Origin of the sequence: Brevundimonas huaxiensis (assembly GCF_014218725.1) — a bacterium.
Taxonomy (GTDB): domain Bacteria; phylum Pseudomonadota; class Alphaproteobacteria; order Caulobacterales; family Caulobacteraceae; genus Brevundimonas; species Brevundimonas huaxiensis.
In genome coordinates this window covers 295,678-316,883 of sequence record NZ_JABBJE010000003.1, presented here as the reverse complement: position 1 = coordinate 316,883, position 21,206 = coordinate 295,678, and the positions used below count along the sequence as shown (strand labels likewise).

The window sequence follows — 21,206 nt, the reverse complement described above, 5'->3', positions numbered from 1 at the left end:
CCCCACGGCTCCGCGTTTCTTTGACACTGATTATCAGGTGCGAGGGGGCTACGTCCAGCAGGACAGCTTGACCAATTGCCGCGCCGATGCGTTGCGCTATCACAAGGCAAACAGGAAGCCGCAATGACACGCCACGCCCTCGTCGCCCCCCTTCTTCTGGCCCCGCTTTTGACCCTGGCAGCCTGTGGTCAGGACGAGCCGTCCGCAACCACGCCTGCCGCGCCGGCTCATGTACTGACGGATGCGGAAAAGGCGACCCTGCTGGCATCCCTGCCCGCCCCCTACAATGCGGGCGATCTCGAGAACGGGCGTCGGGCGTTTGCGCGCTGTCGCGCCTGCCACACCATCGGCGAAAGCGGCCCCGACATGGCGGGGCCGAACTTGTACGGGGTGTTCGGCCGCAAGGCGGGCGATCGCCCGCGCTACAACTATTCAAACGCCATGCGTACGGCGACCTTCACCTGGGACGCCGAGAAGCTGGATCACTGGTTGGAAAACCCGCGCACCTTCCTGCCCGGCAACAAGATGACCTTCCCCGGTCTGCCCGACGCCACGGATCGCCGCGACGTCATCGCCTTCCTGAAGGTGGAGACGGGCTACAAGCCGGAGCCTGCGCCCGCCGCCTGATCGGTCAGGCCTCGGGCAGTTCCCTGGGGCCGCCTTCGCGCAGTTCCTGGGCTTCCCACTCCTCGATCTTGCGGGCGGTCCATTCCGGCGACTTGGTGAAGCGCGCCAGGACGCCATAGATCACTGGGACCACGAACAGGGTCAGGACGGTGGCGAAGATGGCGCCGGTGAAGATCACCACGCCGATCGTCTGACGGCTGCCGGCGCCTGCGCCTTGCCACAGCACCAGCGGCAGTGCGCCGAAGGCGGTTGCGATCGAGGTCATGATGATCGGACGTAGACGCAAGGATGACGACTCGATGATCGCCTCCCGGATCGACCGCCCCTGGTCGCGCAGCTGATTGGCGAACTCGACGATCAGAATGCCGTTCTTGGCCGCCACCCCGATCAGGATGATCAGGCCAATCTGGCTGTAGATGTTCAGGCTGGAGCCCGCCATCAGCAGGCCGAACAGACCGCCCGCCGCCGCCAGCGGCACCGTCAGCATGATGACCGCAGGCGTGATCCAGCTTTCGAACTGGGCCGCCAGAACCAGGAAGACGAGCAACAGCGCCAGACCGAACGCCGCGAACACCGCCCCGCCCGCCTCCTGCTGATCGCGCGCCGCCCCGCCCCACTGGGTGACAACGGCCCCTTGCGGCTGCTTGGCCGCCTCGGCGGTTAGGAACTGCACGGCATCGTCGATCGTGGTGCCGGGGTTGAGGTCGGCCTGAAGGGAGATCGCGCGCTGTCGATCCAGACGGCGACGGTCCGGCGTGTCGCCGCTGGTCTTGGTCGTGACCACGGCCGACAGCGGCACCAGTTGGCCGCCCCCGGTTGCAACATACAGGGCTTCCAGGTCGGCGACCTCGCGACGGTTGTCGCGCTCGGTCTGCAGGATGACATCGTATTCCTGACCGCCCTTGATGTAGGTCGTGGCGCGGCGAGAGCCGAACATGGTCTCCAGAGTGCGGCCAATGGACTGAGACGAAACGCCCAGCGCGGCGGCCTTCTGTGGATCGACATCGACCAGCAGACGCGGGGAGTTCGGCTCATAGTTCAGGCGTGGACGCGAGAAGCCGGGATTGGCCTGGGCCGCGGCCAGCATAGGCTGAAGCCAGGCGTAGATCTGCTGATAGTCGCTGCCGGTCGCGATCAGCTCGATGGAGTTGGAGTTGCCGCCGCCGCGCTGGAAGGCGCCGGGGGTCGAGGCATTGACCTGGGCGCCGGTCTGGCCGCGCAGCTTGCCGTTCAATTCCTGAGCGATCTCGGCCGCCGAGCGGTCGCGCTTGGACCAGTCGGCGAGCGTGAGGACCGCGTTGCCGGAGTTGAAGCTGCCGCCGCCGAAGCCGGGCGCGGACACCAGATAGCTGTCGGCCTCGCCACTGGTCTTGTATTCGGCCAGCAGAGGCTCCAGCCCCAGCATGATCTTGCGGGTATAGTCGAAGCCCGCGCCCTCGGGCCCGGCGACGCGCACCGTGACCCGGCCGCGATCCTCGTCCGGCACCAGTTCGTTGGGCAGGGTCAGGAAGATGCCGCCCGCCCCCGCTGCGACCAGCAGGATCAGGGCGCCGACGCCGATCACGGCGATGCGACGGCCCAACAGCATGTCCAGCGACCGGCCATAGGACGACTTCAGCCGGTCCATGCCCCAGTCGACCTTGCGCGCCACCCAGCCGCCGCCATGGGCGGGTCGCAGAATCTTGGAGGCCAGCATCGGCGACAGGCTGAGCGCCAGGAAGGCGGAGAAGGCCACGGCCGCCGCGATCGCCGCGGCCAGTTCGACGAACAGACGTCCGACATAGCCCGGCAGGAACAGCAGCGGCGCGAACACTGACAGCAGCACGATGGTGGTGGCCACGACCGCGAAGAAGACCTGGCGCGCGCCACGCTCGGCGGCGACCAGCGGCGGCTCGCCGTGGTCCAGACGACGCTGAATGTTCTCGACCACCACGATGGCGTCATCGACCACGAGGCCGATGGCCAAAACCAGCGCCAGCAAGGTCAGCAGGTTCAGCGAGAAGCCCAGCGGCGCCAGGACGATGAAGGTCGCCAGCAGACAAATCGGCGCCACGATGGACGGGATCAGCGCCGCCCGCAGGCTGCCCAGGAAGATGAAGTTCACCAGGGCCACCAGGGCCATGGAGATGCCGATGGTGATCCAGACTTCGTCGATGGCGTGTGAGGTGAAGACCGAGTTGTCGGATCCGACCTCGATGGTCACGCCCGGCGGCAAGGTCGGCCGGATTTCCTCGATCATCTTGTGAACGCCGTCCGAGATGGCGAGGTCGTTCGACTGCGCCTGACGGGTTACCGCCAGGCCGATCTGATCCATCCCGTTGCCGCGGAACAGACGCCGGTCTTCCTCTGGCGCTTCCTCGACGCGGGCGATATCGCCCAGCCGCGTCACATAGGTGGGCTGCCCCTGGATGATGGCCGAGGATCCGCTGCCCGTCCCGGTGGCGACTGTCGCCGAGGTCGAGGCCGAGCCGCGCGTGCCGATGGGCAGTTGGCGGAAGTCCTCCGGCAGGGCGTAGGTGCGCGCCACGCGGACGGTGTAGTCCTTGTCCGTCGATTCCAGCGAGCCGGCGGGCAGTTCGACGTTCTGGTTCGTCAGGGCCGTCTCGACGTCGTTGACCGTCAGGCCCCGCGCCGCCATGGCCGCAGAATCCAGCCAGATCCGCATCGAGTAGCGCTGCTCGCCATAGATGTTGACCTGGGCCACGCCGGGCACCGTCGCCATCCGGTCGATCAGATAGCGGTCGGCGTAATCGGTCAGCTGAAGCCGGTTCATGCTGGTCGAGCGCAGGAAGACGATGATGATCGGCTGGCTATCGGAATCGGCCTTAGCCACCTCGGGCGGATCAGCCTGATCCGGCAGGCGGCCGACTACGCGGCTGACGCGGTCGCGCACGTCGTTGGCGGCGTCATCGATATTGCGGTCCAGCGAGAACTCGATGTTCACGTTGGAGCGCCCGTCGCGGCTGGTCGAGTTGATGCGCTCGACGCCCTGGATGCCGGCGATCTGCTGCTCCACCGGCTCGGTGATGCGGCTCTCGATCACCTCGGCCGAGGCGCCGGCATAGCTGGTGTTGACCGAGACGATGGGCGGATCGACGTCCGGCAGTTCACGCACGGGCAGGAAGAAGAAGGCCGCCGCGCCGATGACGCACAGCACGATGGCCGCGACGGCCGCGAAGACGGGCCGCCGGACCGAGACATCGGACAGCATCATTTGGCGGCGCCCGACTTGCGACCCTGGCCGCCCACGCTGACCGGGGCGCCCGGCTGAATACGGTTTAGGCCCGATCCGACGATGCGGTCGCCCGCCTCGATGCCGGACAGGATCTCAACGAAACCGTTCTCGACGGCCCCGGTCTCGACCTCGACCCGCTGGGCGGTCGAGCCGTTCTGGCCGGGCGCGATGCGATAGACGAAGGCGCCGGCGCCTTCGTATTGCACGGCCGACTCGGGCACGGCGGCGCTCTGACGCTGGCCCTGCTGGACCGCGACACGCATCAACATGCCGGGACGGATGCGACCGCCGGGGTTGGGGAACTCCGCGCGCGCGGTTGCGGCGCGGGTCGTTTCGTTGACGCGCGTGTCGATCAAGGCGATCCGGCCCGTGAACGGCTCGTCGCCATACGCGTCTGCCGTCGCGGTCAACTGGGCGCCGGGACGCAGCAGGTTCAGATAACGCTCAGGCAGGGGGAAATCGACGCGGATCGTCGAGGTGTCGTCCAGCGTCGTGATCACCGCGCCCGGGTTGATCAGCGTGCCGGGCGTCACCGTGGTCAGACCGACACGGCCGGAGAAGGGAGCCCGGATCACCCGGTCGCCGCGACGCGCCTGGGCCGCCTGCAGCGACGCCTGGGCGGTTTCGAGCGCGGTCTCGGCCTGTTCCAGCATGACCTGGGGCGCGACGCCCCGGTCGGCCAAGGCCTTGTAACGATCGTATTCACGCTGGGCCTGATTGACGTTGGCGCGGGCCTCGATGATGGCCGCGTCTTCCTCGCGCGCCTGAAGCTCGACCAGCGGCGCACCGGCCGAGACATACTGGCCGTCCGCGAACAGGACGCGGGTGATCAGTTCGGTGGTGGAGGAGGTGACGTTCACCGACCGCTCGCCGCGCGCCACGCCCAAAACGCGAACCTGGTCCGAAAAGGGTCGCTGCGCCACCACGGCCTCGGACACCTGCTGCGCTCCGCGTCCGCGCCCCCCGCCCGGCCCTGCCGCCTTCTTTTCATCTCCCGCGGAGACTTTGACGATGGCGGCGACGACCATCAGGGCAAGCAAGACAGCGGCGGCGACGAGGAAGAAGTGACGTTTGATCACGCGGGGGTCTCTCGGTCAGGGGGACGCCGCATGCATTACCGGGTAATGAAGTGCGCGCAATGTTACGTATCAGTAACGTGCCGGATCACATTTTCCGTCGCAGAAATCTTCCCTAAAATCGTCGCCAGATCGCAATAACGGGCCCGCGGGTAATCGGGATCTCCTGGCCTGCGACGGTTTGTCTCCATCCGGCCTGCAAACTCCAGGCGCCGAAATCGCGCACGACCGAGGCTTCCAGCGACAGCCAGCGTGCGCCGCTGTCGGCCGCGCCGCCGAACGCCTGCCCCAGCACCATCCAATCCTCGCCGATCCGGGCGCCCGCCGTGGCGTCGATGCGGGTTTCATCCGGCAAGCCGTCACGCAGACGGCGTGCGGCCTGAAGCTCGACGAATGCGCCGTCCATTCCCCAGCGCTCGCCCATATCGCCAAGGGACCGGCCGACCGACACGCGCGCCTCCCAATCGTGATCGCCGACGCCCGGTGCAGCATAGCCGGCGTTGCGCCCCTCCCCAGCTTGGGTATAGCCGCCGTAAAGGCTGACGGCGTTGCGGTCGTCGCGCCAGACCTGCCAGGTTGCGCCGATCTCAATGGGGCCGCGCCCGCTGTAATCGACGAAGGCGTCCTCGCCGTCCTGCCAGTCTGCCTTCAGCTGGAGCGTCAGGCGATCCGCCACGCCGTATTCGGCGAACAGTCCCAAGGTCGCGTCGCGCCGCCGGCCAGGCAGGTCGCGTTCCTCGCCAGCAGCGTCGAAGCCTGTGTCGGCGCTCAGCCGCTCGTATTTGACGATGGCCTGGCCTTTGCCCTTCGGCTGGGCCCAAGCGCCGGCGAGCGCTTGGGTCGGCGTCAGCGCCGCGAGGACCAGCGTCCCCGCGACAACGGCATCTAGGCGTCGTAGCCCGGCGACTTGCGGTCCAGTTGGCGCAGCGCGCCCGGCCAAGCCAGCGAAGAGATGAAGCCGATGCCGCGCCCCTGCTCCTTGGTCTCGGCCTGCGCTTCCTCCGGCGCCAGCAAGATGTGCTCGCGTCCGCCGGACAACGCCGCAACCTGCTGCGCGCAGGCCCGCTCCAGGAAGAAGATGCCGATCCATGCCTGAGCCGCCGTTTCCCCGACCGCCAGCGTGCCGTGGTTTCGCAGCAGCATCAGCAGTTTGTCCCCCAGGTCGGCGACCAGACGTTCGCGTTCGTCATGGTTCAGGGCCAACCCCTCATACCCATGATACGCAACCTGGTGCTGTAGTAAACACGCGTTCTGACTGACCGGGAGCAAACCATCAGCCTGAGCGGCGACGCCCACGCCGTTCACGGTGTGTAGATGGATGACGAACTTGGCGTCCTCGCGCGCGGCGTGGACGGCCGAGTGGATGGTGAAGCCCGCCGGATTGATGAAATAGGGCGTGTCCTGGACAATATTTCCTTCCAAATCGACCTTCACCAGCGACGAGGCCGTGATCTCGTCGAAGTAGAAGCCGTAGGGATTGATCAGGAAATGATGCTCTGGCCCGGGCACGCGCGCCGAGATATGGGTGAAGATCATGTCATCCCAGCAATGCAGCGCGACGAGCCGATAGAGAGCCGCCAGCTCGACACGGACCTGCCATTCGGCCTCGGACACGCGCGACTTGATCGAGGGACTGGTGCCGTCCGCCATGATTTCCTCCTGCCTCTGGATGGGCTTTTGCAAACCGTCACCCCGCGAAGTCGCGTCGTCAAGCCGACAAGGGCGTCGTTGACGTGACGTCACCCCCACGGCGGTCTTGCTTAACCCGGTCTTCATGACGCAAGCATATGGGTAAGCATCGTCGCCGGTTCGGGGAGCCGCCTTGTCTGTCGTTCAACTGGAGCCGCCCCGCGACGCCTGGGACGACCGGACTGTGTCTGAGCTTCTGGCGCTGGCCAGCAGCCGTTCGGCCGACGATCGTCAGCGCCTGCTGTTGAAGGTCACTGCGCTGTGTGAATCCAATCCGCCGCCGCCCAAGGTCGCGCCGCTGCTCAGCGACATTTTCCTCGCTCTGACAGCCCAGGCCGAGCGGGATATTCGCCTAGCCCTGTCCGAACGGATCGCGGGCGTCGATTGGGCGCCGCCTGCCCTGGTCAACATGCTGGCGTTGGATGAGATCGAGATCGCCCGCCCGGTTATAACCTCCAGCCCGCTTCTTCAGAACGCCGACCTGATACGCCTGCTGATCGAGGCGACGCTGGAGCATCAGATCGCCGTCGCCCGGCGCCCGCAGCTGGCGCGGCCGGTCGTGGACACGATCGTCGATCGCGCCGAACCCGTCACCATGACAGCGCTGGCGTCCAACCGCACGGCCGACATCAGCGAAGACGCCATGCGCAAGCTGGTCGATCACTCCCGCCGCATCGCGGGCCTGCGCGCGCCGTTGACGCGTCACCCCAGGCTAAACGAGCAACTGGCTCAGCAGCTTTATCAATGGGTCGGCCAGGCTCTGCGCCAGTCGATCGGCGAACGCTTCCGCATCGACGACACCCAGTTGAACGCGGCGGTTCAGGACGCGGCGGCGAAGGCCGTCGGCAGCCCGGAGTGGCGCGCCATGTCCGCCCGGATGACCGAGGATCGCACACGCATCGACGCGGAACGACGACTGGTGGAAAAGCTTCAATCCGCCGGCCAGCTGCGTCCCGGCCTGCTGGTCCGCGCGCTGCGAGAACAGCGTTTCGAACTGTTCGAACAAACCCTGGCGGTCCTGGGCGGCTTCAGCGAGGCCCAGGTGCATCACGCCATCCGCGCGCCGACCGCCGAGCCGCTTTATCTGGCCTGCATCGCCGTGGGCGTGGACAAGGCCGTCTTCGCGTCCCTATTGGTCGAGGTGCGCAAGCTTTCGGGCGGAATGCCAGCCGACGGCGGCTGGAAGGCCACGCCGATGAGCGCGCACGCCGCCTCTCGCGCCTTCCATCAGATGATGCACAAGCCCGCGAACGTTTGACTCTGCGCCTAAGCTCGGGCCACGTCGCCAAGTGACTCAGTCAAGCCCCCCTCCCCTGCCGTCATCGCCCCGATTGGCCTTCGTCGCCAGCGACCGGCCCGAAGCCCAGGCGGCGCGCAAGGCCCTTATCGCCCGCTATGGCGCCGTGCCCGAAGACGAGGCCGATGTGATCGTGGCCCTGGGCGGCGACGGGCAGATGCTGGAAACCCTGCACGGTAACCTGCGCCAGCGTACGCCCGTGTACGGGATGAACCGGGGGTCGGTCGGCTTTCTGATGAACGACTACGACGACACTGGTCTGCTGGAGCGGATCGCGACGGCTGAAAGAACGGTCATCCACCCGCTTCAGATGGACGCCTGGACCGAAAGCGGCGAGGTCCACACCGGCCTGGCCATCAACGAGGTGTCGTTGCTGCGCCAGACGCGCCAGTCGGCCAAGCTCCGGATCACCGTCGATGAGCGCGTTCGACTGGAGGAACTGTCCTGCGACGGCTGCCTTGTGGCCACGCCGGCGGGATCCACCGCCTACAATCTGTCCGCGCACGGCCCGATCATTCCTCTGGACGCCCGCATCCTGGCCCTGACGCCGATCAGCGCCTTCCGGCCCCGTCGCTGGCGCGGCGCCCTGTTGTCGCACGGCGCCAAGGTGCGGTTCGAGGTCTTGGAGGCCGACAAACGCCCGGTTTCGGCGACCGCCGACAACTTCGAGGTCCGCCGTGTCGCCCGCGTCGAGGTGCGCGAGCGTCGTGACGTCACCCTGACCATGCTTTTCGATGCGGGCCGGTCGTTCGACGAACGGGTGATGGCCGAACAGTTCGCCAACTGATCGGTCACGGCTTCTTAAGCCCGCTACCGTATCTTGGCCTGAACGTCCTATGGAGCCCGCCATGAGCAATCCGGCGCAGATCACCCCTCCGACCAACTCGCTGCGGCTCAAGGTCGGCGGCGGCTTCGGCATCAACGCCGACGCCATCGCCAAGGCTGAGGAGGCGCTGAAAGCCATGTCGGCCCAGTTCGGCCAATGGCTGAACGACGAGATCGTAAAGCTGGACAAAGCCCAGGCCGACATCCGTGAGCAGGGCTACACCCCCGCCACCGCCGAGGCTCTGTATTTCCGGGCTCATGATCTGAAGGGTTTGGGCACGACCTATGAGTATCCGCTGGTGACGCGTATCGCCGGTTCGCTGTGCAAGATGCTGGACGACGCCGATCGCCGCATAACTGCGCCCATCGCGATCCTGGACGCGCACATCGACGCCATCCGCGCCGTCGTCCGCGACCAGATCAAGACCGACGAACATCCGACCGGCCGCGCTCTGGCCGAGACCCTGGAAGCCCGCGTCGCAGATCACCTCGCAAGCTGATCGTCCCTCCAGCCGTTTGCGAAAGGCCCGTCGTGTCCGGCGGGCCTTTTTTCTTAGGCTGCGTTGGCGGCAGTCAGGCTGAGCGACGGCGACTGATCCAGCCGCTCCATCAGATAGGCCAGATCGTCGCGAAGGACGGCCGGACGCTGGGTCAGGAACCGCTCCAGCATCTGATCGCGGAAATAGGCGCTCGAGGTATCGATCCCCTCCGCCGCCAGCGCACGCCAGGTGTCGACGCCCGCGCGGAAGGCCTGGAACAGGCGCGGCGGCAAACCCGCGCGATCATAGATGGCCTTCAGCCCCAACGGACCGGCGTCATGCACCATCAGCCAGGCGCGGTGATGCGGCGTGTTGGCCAGTTCGGCCAGCCCGTATTCGAACATCGCCATCTGCCCCCGCGCCAGTCCGCGCAGCAGCAGCGAAGCGTTCAGGACGCGACGGGCGTTCAGCTGAGCCATGAAGGCCGCTAGATCGGTGCTGACGCTGGCCTGATCGACCAGATCCACCGTCATCCGCTCACGAGAGTATTGGGCCAGACGGATCGCGGTTTCCGGCACCACAGCGTGATGGCTGATCAGATGTTCGCGCACCGCCTCGCTGGCCAGTTGGATCAACCGTTCGGTCACATGCAGCGGCAGCACCTGGCGATAGGCCACGGCGGTCAGGACTTCGGGCGCGTCGGCGAAACGGTCGACGACCGTCGCCAGCGCGCCTTCGGACAGGTCGGCGTTGTCGTTCGCCGCCAAAATGCGAACCGACTGCTCGCATCCTTCCGCCGCCAGCACCGTTGCGACATCGCGCGACACCCGCGCCCGTCCCGCCACGGCGACTTGGCGCACGACCGATCCGGCACGCACAATCTCGATCAGATCCTCGTCGCTGAACGCTGGCGACGAGGCGATGATCGGCAGGGCGATGCTGTCCAGATCACCGGCCAGTTTGCGCGCCACGTCATGGGGAATCAGATCGGACGCCTTCAGCGTGACGGCCATGGCGCGACGCACCAGTTCGGCGGCGTCATTAGCCAGCAGACGCAGGATTTTCTGCGCCGCCGCCCGGTCGTCCTCATTCAGTTTCGCGCGCTCCATGTTGCGGCACAGCTTGTGCGCCGCCTCGGCCCGCTCATCGTCGTCCGTCGCCTTGATCAAGCGTCGAATGTCCACTTCTGTCAGGCGGGCGCGGAAGGCGGTCATGGACGGCTCGTGATGGAATCGGACGTTGATCCCAGAATGAGACTGCCATGCTTAACGGGCGGTTTACCATCGGTTGCAATGCAACGACTCAGGTTGTTTCCTTGCCATTGGGCGAGAAAGCGCCGCCGAAGCCGCTGCTGGATGATCCATCCTGACCGAGCAGTAGCGCAAGCAGCCCTTGATCCTGCTTCAGCCGATCCAGACGCGCGGCCAGCATCTGATCCTTGTCGCTCAGATTCGGCACGGCGTATTTCGTCTCGCCGGCTCCAGCGGCGGGTGCGCCCTCGCCGGCTGTGCGCTGCAGATTGGCGTGGACCTCGGCGACCGTGGCGGCGCGTCCATTGCGATAGAAGATGCTGCGATTGGCCCGCGCGGCGTCCGGGAACAAGGCAGCGGCGCTGCCGCCCGGATTGCGATCCATCGCCTCCATCAAACCGGCGGCCCCGGCCGGCCCCAAGAAATGAGCCGCGTACAGATCACCGGCGCCCGGTTCCTTGCCGGTGCGGCCGCGCAGATAGGCGGCGTTGGACGCCGTCAACTCAGCCGCCATGGTCGAGGCCGCATGAGGATCGAACCGCAGGTCCAGCACCACATTGCGCGCCGAACCCTCGACGCGCCAACGTCCATCCGAACCGCGATGGATCAGGTCGGCGTACTGGCCATAACCGTGCTGGGCCCCGTGCTGCTTGACCGTCCCAAGCCAGGTCTGTTCGATGAACTGGAACAGGCCGGCGGCCGACGAGGTCGGGGCCTTGGCCGATGGGTTCATCGCGCTCTCGCGCCGCGCGGTCTTGACCAGGAAGTCATAGTCCACGCCAACGGCGTTCGACGCGCGCCGGATGGCCGCCTCTACTCCGCCTGTCGATGGAATCGCTCCGATACCCATGTGCGAAGGGTCGGCGAACGTAGTTAACCAACTCTTAATTCTTAACGGCCGCGTTAACGCCTCGACCTTCGTCGAACGCGAAAACTTCGCCGTAAAGCCGCCACAACCTGCGCGCTCAACTTGCAGTTACGGGCGCTGCGGGGGCGGTGAACGAGGGAGTGACGTTATGATGATCCGTGCTGCCGGTGGTCCCGGCTTGATCAGCCCGATCGACTTCGGGGAACGCAAGAAACCGATCCCGCGCTGGATGCTGGGCGCCATCGGCGTCTCGGTCGTCCTGCACGTGGCGGCAGGCGTGGCGCTGTATAATCAGCGGTTCGAGTTGAGTGCGGCGCCCATCGAAGACATCCTCGACCCGCCGGTCTCGGTGATGATGGCGCCGCCCAAACCCAAGCCCTTGCCCACGCCCGAAACGGCGGCGCCGCCAACGCCCATTCACAAGTCGGCGATCCCCGTGCCCTCGACGGTGCAGACGATCCCGCTGACGCCGCCCGAGCCCGGTGTCGTGACCGCTCAACCCGGTCTGCCGACCATCAGTGTCGCCCCCACCGGCGTCGAAGGCGGCACGGCGACCGTCGAGACGCCGCCGCGTCCGCCGTCGGTGATCAACAACCCGACCTGGGCCAGTCGCCCATCGGCGGCGCAGATGGCGCGCGCCTATCCGACCCGCGCCGCAGAGAACGGGACGCCGGGTTCGGCGACGCTCAGTTGCGTGGTCAATGCAGACGGCGGCCTGAACGGCTGCCGGGTCGTGGGTGAGACACCGAGCGGCCAGGGCTTCGGCCGCGCCGCACAGAGCCTGACATGGTCGTTCCGCATGAACCCGCGCACCGTGGACGGCCGGCCTGTCGACGGCGCAACCGTCAACTTCACCGTCCGGTTCGCGATGGAAGGCTAGAACCGACCAGGATCGAGGGCGCGGGCGTGCGGCGACGCCGCCCGCCCCTCGATCGCATCGGCGACCACGGCGCCGACCAAGGGCCCCAGCAGCCAGCCGTTTCTACGCGGAGCCAAGGCCAAATACAGACCCGCTTCACCAGGCGCCGCGCCCGCGAGCGGCAGGCCATCCGCCGTCGCGCCGCGAATGCCGACGCGCCATTCGATAGACAGCGGCTCAGGCGGCCGACCCAGCGCAGCCCAAGCCGCCTGGGTCAGGCGTTTGGACGCCTCGGCATCAGGCGCCATATCCCGCCGCCCCGGCTCCATCGTCGCTCCGATGACCGCGCCAGACGCCATCGGCGCAACATAGGCGCCCGGCCCGCGCACGACATGATCGACAAGATGTCCGGCTGCGACGCCGATCTGTCCCCGGATCGGCTGAATCTCCGCGATCAAACGGCGCGTGGTCTCGGGCAGACCCGCGATGGCATCACCGGCGCCGGTGGCCAGTACGATCGCCTCCGCATCCAGCCACTGATCGCCGACTTCGAGCCGCCAGCCGCCATCGGTGTGGGCAATCGTCGTCACTGTCCCCGCGATGACAGCCTCGCCCAGCGCCTGCCTTAGCGCCGCCAGAGCCTGTGTCGGCTCGACCTGATGATCGTCATCTGTCGTGACGCCGGCGCCATCGCGCCGCGCGTCGAAGCCCAGCGCGCGCAACCGCGTCTCCATCGCATCCACATCGCCGCCTCGCCATTCGGCGGGTCGACGCGCCAGAGCGATGCCGGCCGCCGTCGCGAACGCGGGCCACAAATCACGGCCTGCTTGAAACAGCCGCGCGCGATCAACGGACACGTCGTCGATGGCCGACTCCATCGCCGGGGCGATCATCCCCGCAGCCACGAGCGAGGCGTTCACCTCGCCCGGTTCGACCACCAACACGGTCCGCCCGCGCCAATGCAGTTCAAACGCCGTGCAAAGCCCCAGCACGCCGGCGCCGACAATCACGATGGGAGAGGAAGACGTCACGGGCCGTTTGATCGACCCGGGACGCCCCTATTGCAAGATGGCTTTCGCCTATTCGGCCGCCATCGAGGCCGCGCCGGCGTCATCCAAACGCGCGACCAGGGCCGCGTGCTGGTTCCACAGGGCGGTCGGCAAACGCTCTCCGAACTGACGATAGAAGTCGGGGATCAGCGCCGCCTCTTCTGCCCAGACGCCCGCATCGACGTCCAGCAAGATCGATAGCTGAGCGGGCGTCAGGTCCAGACCCGACAGGTCCAGCGCGGCGATTGACGGCACGCGCCCGACCGCCGTGTCGACCGCCTCGGCCTCGCCGTCGATCCGCTCGCTGATCCACTTCAGCACGCGCGCATTGTCGCCGAAACCGGGCCAGACGAAGCGGCCGTCCTGATCCTTCCTGAACCAGTTGACGAAGAAGATGCGCGGCAGTTTCGAGGCGTCTCGCCCCTGACCCATCTTCAGCCAGTGGGCGAAATAGTCGCCCATGTTGTAGCCGCAGAACGGCAGCATGGCGAAGGGATCGCGGCGCAGTTCGCCGACCTTGTTCTCGGCCGCCGCGGTGCCTTCAGACGCCACGGTCGAGCCCATGAAGACCCCGTGCTCCCAATCGAAGGCTTCGGTCACCAGCGGCACGGCGCTGGCGCGGCGGCCGCCGAACAGGATCGCGTCGATCGGCACGCCCTTGGGATCTTCCCACTCCGGCGCGATGGCCGGGCACTGACTGGCGGGCGCCGCGAAACGGGCGTTGGGGTGGGCGGCGGGTTCGCCGGACGCGGGATCGTGCGGACGCCCCTTCCAGTCGGTCAGGCCTTCCGGCGTCTCCTTGGTCAGACCCTCCCACCAGACATCCCCATCGCTGGTCAGGGCGGTGTTGGTGAAGATGGTGTTGGAGGCCAGGGTCTCCAGCGCATTGTGGTTGGTGTTGCGGCTGGTGCCCGGCGCGACGCCGAAGAAGCCGGCCTCGGGGTTGACCGCATACAGCCGCCCGTCGTCGCCGAACCGCATCCAGGCGATGTCGTCGCCGATGGTCTCGGCGGTCCAGCCCGGCAGGCTGGGTTGCAGCATGGCCAAGTTGGTCTTGCCGCAGGCGCTGGGGAAGGCGGCAGCGACGTATTTCGCCCGCCCCTTGGGATCCGTCAGCTTCAGGATCAGCATGTGCTCGGCCAGCCACCCCTCATCGCGAGCCATGATCGAGGCGATGCGCAGGGCGTAGCATTTCTTGCCCAACAGGGCGTTGCCGCCATAGCCCGAACCATAGGACCAGATTTCCCGCGTCTCGGGGAAATGCACGATCCACTTGTCGTCGTTGCAGGGCCAGGCAACGTCCGCCTGACCGTCGGCCAGCGGCGCGCCCAGCGTATGGACGGCCGGCACGAAGACGCCCGTGTCGCCCAACTGATCCAGCGCCGGTTTGCCCATGCGGGTCATCACCCCCATCGACAGGGCGACATAGCCGCTGTCGGTGATCTCGACGCCCAGGGCGCTGATCTCGGACCCCAGCGGCCCCATGCAGAACGGGACGACGTACATCGTCCGCCCGGCCATGCAGCCGTCGAACAGACCGTCCAGACGCTCACGCATCTCGATCGGATCGGCCCAGTTGTTGGTCGGGCCGGCGTCAGCCTGTTCATTTGAGCAGATGAAGGTGCGGCTCTCGACCCGCGCCACGTCGCGGGGATCGGAGGCGGCGTAGTAGCAGCCCGGCCGCTTGGTCTGATCCAGCGCCTTCAACGTGCCCTTGGCCAGCAGATCGGCGGTGATGGCCTCTTTCTCGGCCTCGGAGCCGTCGCACCAATGGACCTTGGCGGGCTTGGTCAGGGCGGCGATCTGCTCGACCCAGGCGATCAGCCCGGCATGGGCGGTGGGCGCCGGGCGCAAGCCGGGCGTGGAAGGATTGGACAAGGACGTCTCCTGAGCAAAAAGAGCCCGGCGATCTGACGCCGCCATGACCCAACACATAACGATCACGCACTGTTACAAGCGGAATGCGCCGTCGTTTCCGCCACGTCAAACCGCGCACGAAAGCGCCGATGTCCACCGGTGTCGTCGGCAAAAGATCGCAGATGCGATCGCAGCGTCGGAGCGGTAGAAGGGCCTGTGCAAACACTGGATTCGCTCACTGTCCTGCCTGACGGCGCGCTTACCTCGCCGGCCGCGCTTCGAAACGCCGAGGCGATTCTTCGCGTGCTCCGCGCCCATCTGCCGGCGCGTGGATCGGTGCTTGAGATCGCGTCCGGATCGGGCGAACACGCCGCCGCCTTCGCCGCCGCCCTGCCGGATCTGGATTGGACGCCCAGCGACCCCAGCGACCAGGCCCGCGACAGCATCGCCGCCTGGAGCCGTCAACTCGCTGTGTCGAACCTGAACCCGCCGTTGGCCCTCGACGCCGGCGATCCTATGACCTGGCCGACCGACACATTCGACGCTCTCTATTGTGCGAACATGACGCATATCAGCCCCTGGTCGGCGACCGAAGGGCTGATGGATCTGGCCGGTCGGGTCTTGAGACGCCCCGGCGGCCTGCTGGCGCTTTATGGCCCCTACCGCGAGGCCGAGGTTCCGCTGGCGGACTCGAACGCGGCCTTCGACGCCAGCCTGAGGGCGCGAAACGTAGACTGGGGTTTGCGTGATCGCGAAATGGTCGAGGCCCTTGCCCACTCGCATGGCCTTGCGGCCACGCTGCGGGTCCAGATGCCCGCGAACAACCTGATCCTGCTGTTTCGCGCCGTCTGATCAGACGATCGCGCCGACCAGCTTCGACAACTCGGCTCGCTCGTTCAGCAGGGTCACTCCCCCGTCCTTAAACACCGCGCCCTCGGCATTGGCTGACACGCCGAAGCTATCGGCCGCCAGCGCGACGCCGTCCGCGAAGGCGATGACCGTCAGGCCGTTGGCGCGCGCCAGGTCGATCAGCGACCGCACGGCCGCCAGCGACGCCTCGTCCGTCGAACCGCCCGGAACGACCAAACCCTTCAGACGGCCTTCGGCGATGTCCTTGGCCGTTGCGGTGGCCAGCACGGTCACGCCGCCGGCGATCAGGCTGGCGTCGCCCGTCGAGATCGGGGCCAGGCCCACGCCCTTGGCCCGCAACGCGCCCTCCACGTCGCCTAACTCGCCAAACGCCATGTCACGCCGCATCACCAACCCCATGCGCAGACGGGTGGGAACAGGACGGTTGTAACCGGTGCGACGGGGGCCTGCGGAAGATTTGTTTTGAGCGAACAAGAGGTCTCCTTGAGATGTTTAAATACTGAGCCAGATCCAACAAGCGACGCTGTCGAACCACCCACGCCGATGACCAGAAAAACGAAAATCGACGGGCCCGACGCGTGTCGTCCCGCACTCGGATCATTTGTGGAATGCCGGCAGATATAGTGACGATCGCGTCTGGATCAACCTGCCAGTTCGAACAGACTCGCCTTGCTGATCCTGAAAACGGCGACCCGCTTGCTCGCGATCCCGCCCGGCTTTAGACACCCGCATCGACTGGACGACGGAATCGCATGGCCTTCACCCGCACCTATGACGGCGACGAACCCGTTCGCGTGAACAAATGGCTGGGCCAGACCGGCGTCTGTTCGCGGCGCGAGGCTGATACCCTGATCGCCAATGGTCTGGTCTCCATCGATGGCGAGACGATCAGCGACGCAGGCCGCAAGATCCAGCCCGGCGAGACCCTCACCCTGAACGACACCGCCCAGGCGGCCTTGGCGACGGGCATGACGCTGGTGCTGCACAAGCCGGTAGGTTACGTCTCGGGCCAGCCCGATCCCGGCAAGATCCCGGCCGTGCGATTGCTGAAGACGCCCAATCGTATCGGCGAGGGCGACACGCCTGCCCGCGACGCCTCTCTTCCCCCGATCGGTCGATTGGACGAAGATTCGCGCGGCCTGCTGCTGCTGTCATCGGACGGCGTCGTCGCCAAGGCGGTGATCGGCCCGGCGTCCGAACTGGACAAGGAATATCTGGTCGTCGTCGAAGGCCAGATCACCGAAGGCAAGCTCAGCAAGCTGCGCCACGGCCTGTCGCTGAACGACAAGCCGCTGAAGCCCGCCCGTGTCACCCAGACGGGTCCGCAAAGCCTGCGTTTCATCCTGACCGAGGGCAAGTATCGCCAGATCCGCCGCATGTGCGAACTGGTCGGGCTGGAGGTCGTGGATCTCTATCGCATCCGCATCGGCCCGCTGGAGCTGGGCGACCTGCCTGAAGGCCGCTGGCGTCACCTGACCCATCAGGAACGCGCGATGCTGATCGCGGCCTCGACGACGCCGCCCGCGCTCTAATCGAGTGCTCTGAACCACCGGTCCAGCAGCTGGGCCTCCTGACGGCGCGCCTCAGTGCGCTCGGCGGCCTCGGCGTCCACGCCCCACTGCTCTTCCTGGAACAGCTCGTCGATCCGTGACAGGTCGAACGCCGCCCCGCCATCCAACGCCCCCTGTTCCACCGCCAAGGCCAAAACAGCCGACCCCAGCAGCGGCACGGCCGTCGCCAGACCGGTCAGGCGGAAATCGTCCAGCGACAGGGCATGCGCTTTTACCTTTGCGATGGCGTCAGGGGACTGCTGCCGATGCACGATGCCTTCAACCGGCTCCAGCACCACACCCATCTCGCGCGCGACCCAATCGCGCCACGGACCCCACTCGCGCGCCTGCCGTTCGACCAGCGGCGTCGGATGCTCAGCCAGATAGCAGACCACGTCCGATCCGGCATAGGCGGCGATCTCGTCCGCCACCGCATCGCGCGCCTGACCGATCCGATCGATCGCGGTCGAGGCCAAGCGCGTCGCCGGCATGGTCGACGGATCCAGAAACTGCCCTTGCGCCGCCCATTCGTCGGCGACCAACTGTGCCGCAGCCTGGTTCGGCAGAACCAGCGGCGCCTTAGCCGGGGTCTTGGGCTCATGGCCATCCAGCAAAACGGCCCAGCCGCCGTCTGAATGCGGCCCGACGCCCACCTCGGTCCAGAAGCGGGAGATGCGATCCGGCGACTGTTCGACGAAACGCGGGCGATGCGGGATGGGTTGATCGGTCATCAGAAGGTCCGTTGGAGTCAGGCCGGCACGACGTCGAACGCCAGCGTCAGACGCGACGCCTCGCCGCCGAACGGCTGGGCGCCATGCCACATATAGGAAGGAAACAGCACCAAAGTGCCGGGTTGGGGCTGCACATAGTGTTCTGCCGCCAAGCTCGGCAGGCCGGGCGGCGCGCCGAACCGCAACCAGCCCTCGCGCCCCTCGCCCTGCACCGCCGGCGGCAGTTCGATATGGCAGGCCGAGGACAGCCAGCCGTTCGAATGGATATGGTCGGCGTGAAATCCGTTCGGCCTCAACCGCACCGACCAACTGCCCTGGATGCGATAGTCGCCCGTATTGCGCGCTCTCATTGGATCGTCGCCACGGCCCAGCGCCGCCATATAGTCGCGGATCGGCTTGTCGATGGCCTGGAAGAAGGCGCGAATGGCCGGATCGTCGCTCTGGGCCAGGGACGCGCTGGTCTGCGATCCCCCGCGCAGCGACTGGCCTACCGGATGGGTCTTCAATGTGTGCAGATCGTGCAGCGCCTTTGCCAGATCGACCAAATAGGCCTCCAGCGACGCCCACCCTTCCGGCGCCTCCAGCCGATACGGCCGCACGAAGGCGTCGTAGTCATACAGTTCACGGTATCGAGGATCGCCCAGCATCCGCCACGCCGTCGCCTGAAAGGCCAGCACATGCTGGTTCAGCGGCTCGCGCGCCCTTAACGCTTCAATGGTAGCGAGCGCCGCCTTAGCCTCGCCCAACGCCAGCAGACATTCGGCCTGAGTGACCATGATCGCCGCGACCTCGCCGCCCGCCAGCTCAGCCGCCCGGTTCGCATGGTCCAGCGCCCGGCGCGGGTCCCGCGTCAGGCACGCCTGCGCCGCCGCCAATTCCCCCGGCCCATCCAGCGGCCCGGCGACCAGGGTGTGATAGGCCCGCTCGCCCTGCCCTGCATATTCCAGCAGCTTCGCTTTGATCTGGCGCAGCAAGGGCTTCGCTGGCGATACGGCGATGGCGGCGTCCAGCGGCGCGCAGGCGCCCTCCAGATCGGCGTCGCGCATCCAGATCAACTGGCTCAGATCGCGCAGCGCGTCGCCATAGCCGGGCCGCCGCAGCAGCGCCTGACGATAGGCGTCCTCGGCCTCTTCAAAGCGGCTCTGCGCCTGCAAAGCCCGCGCCAGCACCAGCCAGGTTTCCGGCGCGTCCCCGCCGATGGACATGGCGGCGCGACAAGCGACCTCGGCCTCGGCCGCCCGCCCGAGATCGCCGAGGGTGGACGCCAGATTATGCCACGCCGGCACGCTCTGCGGCCGAACGGCGACGAGGCGCCGCGATAGCGCCGCACTATCGTCCAGACGCCCCGCCCGTTTCGTCAGATCGGCCTGCACTGACAAGGCCTGCCACGGCGCATCGGCCTGCTGCACTATCGGCGCCAGCATATCCAAGGCCGCCTTAAGCTGCCCGGCGGCGGCCAGAGCCTTGGCCCCTTCGACCCTCGCCTGCCAAACCTGCGCTTGGAGGCCCGACGTCACCGGATTCGCTTCACGCCCAGGAAGGGATCGTCTTCGGCCTCGTCCTCGGAGAAACCGAAGTGGGCGAAGCCGGCCTTCATCTCGGGACTCAAAGGGGCGGTGACCTTGAGAACGCCGCCGCGCGGGTGGTCTAGTTCGATGCTGCGGGCGTGCAATTGCAGCTTCAGCGGGCCTGACAGTTCGCGCGATTTCTCGTCGCCGTATTTCGGATCGCCCAAGATCGGATGGCCGATCCCCGCCATATGGGCGCGCAGCTGATGCGTCCGGCCGGTGAAGGGGCGCAGCGCCATCCATGACGCCCGATGCGAGGCGCGGCTGATGGTCGAGAACGCCGTTTCGGCCGGTTCGGCGCGCGGGTCCTTGCGTTCGGCCGGTCGCATCATCTCGAAGTCGTTGATGCCGGTCTTCTTCAGCGGCATGTCGATCTGACCCGAATAGGGTTTCGGATTGCCGATGACGATGGCCCAATAGGTCTTCTTGGCCTGCCGCCGCGCAAAAGCGCCCGCCAGTCGTTTGGCCGCCTCCGGCCCCTTGCCCAGCAGCAGGACGCCCGAGGTGTCGCGGTCCAGCCGGTGGACCAGTCGCGGCCGCTCCAATTTCTCGCCCCAGGCCGACAGCAGACGGTCCACGTGACGGCTCGTCTTGGTCCCGCCCTGCACCGCCAGGCCATGCGGCTTGTTCAAGGCGATGACCATGTCGTCTTCATACAGCACCAGCGACTTGGCGTAGGCGATATCCTTTTCCGACAGAGTGTGGGCGTCGCCCGCCTGACGAGAGGTGTCGTCCGGGATCGGCGGCACGCGCACGGCGGCGCCGGCGGTCAGCCGGCCTTCGGGCTTTATGCGAGCGCCATCCACGCGGATCTGACCGCTGCGAGCCATCTTCTGCACCTGGCTGTTGGACAGGTGCGGCCAGCGCCGGCGGAACCACCGATCCAGCCGGATGCCGTCCTCATCCTCGGCGACATAGATCGTCAGGACCTCGCGTTTGGGCGCATCTGCTGCGGGCGGCTGATCGGTCAAGCGGGAACTCCAAAGGCGCGGCGCGCGACCATGAGGCCGACGAACAGGGCCGCGATCGCCAGAACCACCGAGCCAATCACATAGGCCGCGGCCAGGCCGATCTGGCGGCGCTCGATCATCTGCACCGCTCCCAGAGAATAGGACGAAAAGGTCGTGAAACCGCCCAACACGCCTACGGCGGCGAACAGGCGCACCATCTCTTGCTGCGCCCCGCCCCGGAACGCCAGCCAGCCGACGAGCAAACCCATCAGCAGACCCCCGGCGACATTGGCGGCGAAGGTGCCTACGGGCCAACCGGCATTTGGCGCGAGCCGCCCGGCAGCGAGGCCAAGGCCATAGCGCGCCATGGAGCCGATGGCGCCACCTGCCGCAACGAGAAGAAAACGTGTCATCGTGCGGCGATAT

Annotated in this window: 20 protein-coding genes; 7 read left to right on the top strand and 13 right to left on the bottom strand. The window is 66.9% G+C overall.

What is annotated here, in order from left to right; translation table 11 throughout:
• The first annotated feature begins 123 nt into the window (after positions 1–123).
• The gene (locus HF680_RS08890; RefSeq protein ID WP_185224797.1) at positions 124–627 is read left to right on the top strand and encodes a c-type cytochrome; all 504 of its coding nucleotides are present in this window, start codon (positions 124–126) and stop codon (positions 625–627) included.
• 4 nt (positions 628–631) lie between these two features.
• Here the strand turns inward: HF680_RS08890 and HF680_RS08885 are convergent, their stop codons facing one another.
• The 4 genes from HF680_RS08885 to HF680_RS08870 all read right to left on the bottom strand — a co-directional run bounded on the left by HF680_RS08885 (position 632) and on the right by HF680_RS08870 (position 6,588).
• Positions 632–3,838 (bottom strand): efflux RND transporter permease subunit, encoded by a 3,207-nt coding sequence (locus HF680_RS08885; RefSeq protein WP_205196188.1) that lies wholly within the window; start codon positions 3,836–3,838, stop codon positions 632–634.
• Positions 3,838–4,941 (bottom strand): efflux RND transporter periplasmic adaptor subunit, encoded by a 1,104-nt coding sequence (locus HF680_RS08880; RefSeq protein WP_039247238.1) that lies wholly within the window; start codon positions 4,939–4,941, stop codon positions 3,838–3,840. The genes HF680_RS08885 and HF680_RS08880 overlap by 1 nt, the downstream gene beginning before the upstream one ends.
• Positions 4,942–5,053: 112 nt before the next feature.
• Positions 5,054–5,878 (bottom strand): hypothetical protein, encoded by an 825-nt coding sequence (locus tag HF680_RS08875; RefSeq protein ID WP_317134031.1) that lies wholly within the window; start codon positions 5,876–5,878, stop codon positions 5,054–5,056.
• Positions 5,824–6,588: a class II aldolase/adducin family protein gene (locus HF680_RS08870; RefSeq protein WP_185224795.1), complete on the bottom strand. Its 765-nt coding sequence runs from the start codon at positions 6,586–6,588 to the stop codon at positions 5,824–5,826. Before HF680_RS08870 ends, HF680_RS08875 begins: the two co-directional genes overlap by 55 nt.
• Before the next feature lie 172 nt (positions 6,589–6,760).
• On the opposite strand from HF680_RS08870, the gene HF680_RS08865 reads away from it, so the two are divergent.
• The 3 genes from HF680_RS08865 (at position 6,761) to HF680_RS08855 (ending at position 9,249) form a co-directional block, all read left to right on the top strand.
• A complete protein-coding gene (locus HF680_RS08865) occupies positions 6,761–7,885 on the top strand; it encodes a DUF2336 domain-containing protein (protein ID WP_185224794.1) in 1,125 nt (374 codons plus the stop codon).
• A 31-nt stretch (positions 7,886–7,916) separates the two neighbouring features.
• Positions 7,917–8,711 (top strand): NAD kinase, encoded by a 795-nt coding sequence (locus HF680_RS08860; protein WP_449374900.1) that lies wholly within the window; start codon positions 7,917–7,919, stop codon positions 8,709–8,711.
• 61 nt (positions 8,712–8,772) lie between these two features.
• Complete coding sequence (locus HF680_RS08855; RefSeq protein WP_185224792.1) at positions 8,773–9,249, top strand: Hpt domain-containing protein; 477 nt, start codon at positions 8,773–8,775, stop codon at positions 9,247–9,249.
• Positions 9,250–9,302: 53 nt separating this feature from the next.
• On the opposite strand, the gene HF680_RS08850 is transcribed toward HF680_RS08855, so the two are convergent.
• Together HF680_RS08850 and HF680_RS08845 are read right to left on the bottom strand one after the other, a co-directional pair.
• Complete coding sequence (locus HF680_RS08850) at positions 9,303–10,442, bottom strand: DUF2336 domain-containing protein (protein ID WP_185224791.1); 1,140 nt, start codon at positions 10,440–10,442, stop codon at positions 9,303–9,305.
• Between the two features lie 88 nt (positions 10,443–10,530).
• A complete protein-coding gene (locus HF680_RS08845; protein WP_026108427.1) occupies positions 10,531–11,328 on the bottom strand; it encodes a transglycosylase SLT domain-containing protein in 798 nt (265 codons plus the stop codon).
• 166 nt (positions 11,329–11,494) lie between these two features.
• Here HF680_RS08845 and HF680_RS08840 point away from each other — a divergent pair, with 166 nt between their 5' ends.
• Positions 11,495–12,226, top strand: coding sequence for a TonB family protein (locus HF680_RS08840; RefSeq protein ID WP_185224790.1), 732 nt, complete (start codon positions 11,495–11,497; stop codon positions 12,224–12,226).
• Here the strand turns inward: HF680_RS08840 and HF680_RS08835 are convergent.
• Positions 12,223–13,236 (bottom strand): NAD(P)/FAD-dependent oxidoreductase, encoded by a 1,014-nt coding sequence (locus HF680_RS08835; protein ID WP_317134029.1) that lies wholly within the window; start codon positions 13,234–13,236, stop codon positions 12,223–12,225. The two genes, HF680_RS08840 and HF680_RS08835, sit on opposite strands and share 4 nt — an antisense overlap.
• Before the next feature lie 48 nt (positions 13,237–13,284).
• The gene (locus HF680_RS08830) at positions 13,285–15,132 is read right to left on the bottom strand and encodes a phosphoenolpyruvate carboxykinase (GTP) (protein ID WP_185224789.1); all 1,848 of its coding nucleotides are present in this window, start codon (positions 15,130–15,132) and stop codon (positions 13,285–13,287) included.
• A 282-nt stretch (positions 15,133–15,414) separates the two neighbouring features.
• On the opposite strand from HF680_RS08830, the gene HF680_RS08825 reads away from it, so the two are divergent.
• Positions 15,415–15,963 (top strand): DUF938 domain-containing protein, encoded by a 549-nt coding sequence (locus tag HF680_RS08825; protein WP_394353526.1) that lies wholly within the window; start codon positions 15,415–15,417, stop codon positions 15,961–15,963.
• Here HF680_RS08825 and HF680_RS08820 read toward each other — a convergent pair whose 3' ends face one another.
• The gene (locus HF680_RS08820; RefSeq protein WP_205196158.1) at positions 15,964–16,368 is read right to left on the bottom strand and encodes a hypothetical protein; all 405 of its coding nucleotides are present in this window, start codon (positions 16,366–16,368) and stop codon (positions 15,964–15,966) included.
• 365 nt (positions 16,369–16,733) lie between these two features.
• Here HF680_RS08820 and HF680_RS08815 point away from each other — a divergent pair, with 365 nt between their 5' ends.
• Positions 16,734–17,513 (top strand): pseudouridine synthase, encoded by a 780-nt coding sequence (locus tag HF680_RS08815; RefSeq protein WP_185224787.1) that lies wholly within the window; start codon positions 16,734–16,736, stop codon positions 17,511–17,513.
• Here the strand turns inward: HF680_RS08815 and HF680_RS08810 are convergent.
• From HF680_RS08810 to crcB, 4 genes are read right to left on the bottom strand one after another with little or no spacing between them, the layout of a single operon-like run.
• On the bottom strand, positions 17,510–18,262 hold the full coding sequence (locus HF680_RS08810; protein WP_185224786.1) for an ATP12 family chaperone protein: 753 nt from the start codon (positions 18,260–18,262) through the stop codon (positions 17,510–17,512). The two genes, HF680_RS08815 and HF680_RS08810, sit on opposite strands and share 4 nt — an antisense overlap.
• 17 nt (positions 18,263–18,279) lie before the next feature.
• On the bottom strand, positions 18,280–19,779 hold the full coding sequence (locus tag HF680_RS08805) for a putative 2OG-Fe(II) oxygenase (RefSeq protein WP_185224785.1): 1,500 nt from the start codon (positions 19,777–19,779) through the stop codon (positions 18,280–18,282).
• On the bottom strand, positions 19,776–20,801 hold the full coding sequence (locus HF680_RS08800; RefSeq protein ID WP_185224784.1) for an RluA family pseudouridine synthase: 1,026 nt from the start codon (positions 20,799–20,801) through the stop codon (positions 19,776–19,778). The genes HF680_RS08805 and HF680_RS08800 overlap by 4 nt, the downstream gene beginning before the upstream one ends.
• Positions 20,798–21,193, bottom strand: coding sequence for a fluoride efflux transporter CrcB (crcB, locus tag HF680_RS08795; protein WP_185224783.1), 396 nt, complete (start codon positions 21,191–21,193; stop codon positions 20,798–20,800). The genes HF680_RS08800 and crcB overlap by 4 nt, the downstream gene beginning before the upstream one ends.
• Positions 21,194–21,206 lie beyond the last annotated feature (13 nt).

Coding starts and splice junctions, on each gene's coding strand:
- crcB (WP_185224783.1), bottom strand. CDS start 21,193: ATGACACGTTTTCTTCTCGTTGCGGCAGGTGGCGCCATCGGCTCCATG.
- HF680_RS08850 (WP_185224791.1), bottom strand. CDS start 10,442: ATGACCGCCTTCCGCGCCCGCCTGACAGAAGTGGACATTCGACGCTTG.
- HF680_RS08815 (WP_185224787.1), top strand. CDS start 16,734: ATGGCCTTCACCCGCACCTATGACGGCGACGAACCCGTTCGCGTGAAC.
- HF680_RS08810 (WP_185224786.1), bottom strand. CDS start 18,262: ATGACCGATCAACCCATCCCGCATCGCCCGCGTTTCGTCGAACAGTCG.
- HF680_RS08870 (WP_185224795.1), bottom strand. CDS start 6,588: ATGGCGGACGGCACCAGTCCCTCGATCAAGTCGCGCGTGTCCGAGGCC.
- HF680_RS08855 (WP_185224792.1), top strand. CDS start 8,773: ATGAGCAATCCGGCGCAGATCACCCCTCCGACCAACTCGCTGCGGCTC.
- HF680_RS08840 (WP_185224790.1), top strand. CDS start 11,495: ATGATGATCCGTGCTGCCGGTGGTCCCGGCTTGATCAGCCCGATCGAC.
- HF680_RS08845 (WP_026108427.1), bottom strand. CDS start 11,328: ATGGGTATCGGAGCGATTCCATCGACAGGCGGAGTAGAGGCGGCCATC.
- HF680_RS08885 (WP_205196188.1), bottom strand. CDS start 3,838: ATGCTGTCCGATGTCTCGGTCCGGCGGCCCGTCTTCGCGGCCGTCGCG.
- HF680_RS08890 (WP_185224797.1), top strand. CDS start 124: ATGACACGCCACGCCCTCGTCGCCCCCCTTCTTCTGGCCCCGCTTTTG.
- HF680_RS08820 (WP_205196158.1), bottom strand. CDS start 16,368: ATGCGGCGTGACATGGCGTTTGGCGAGTTAGGCGACGTGGAGGGCGCG.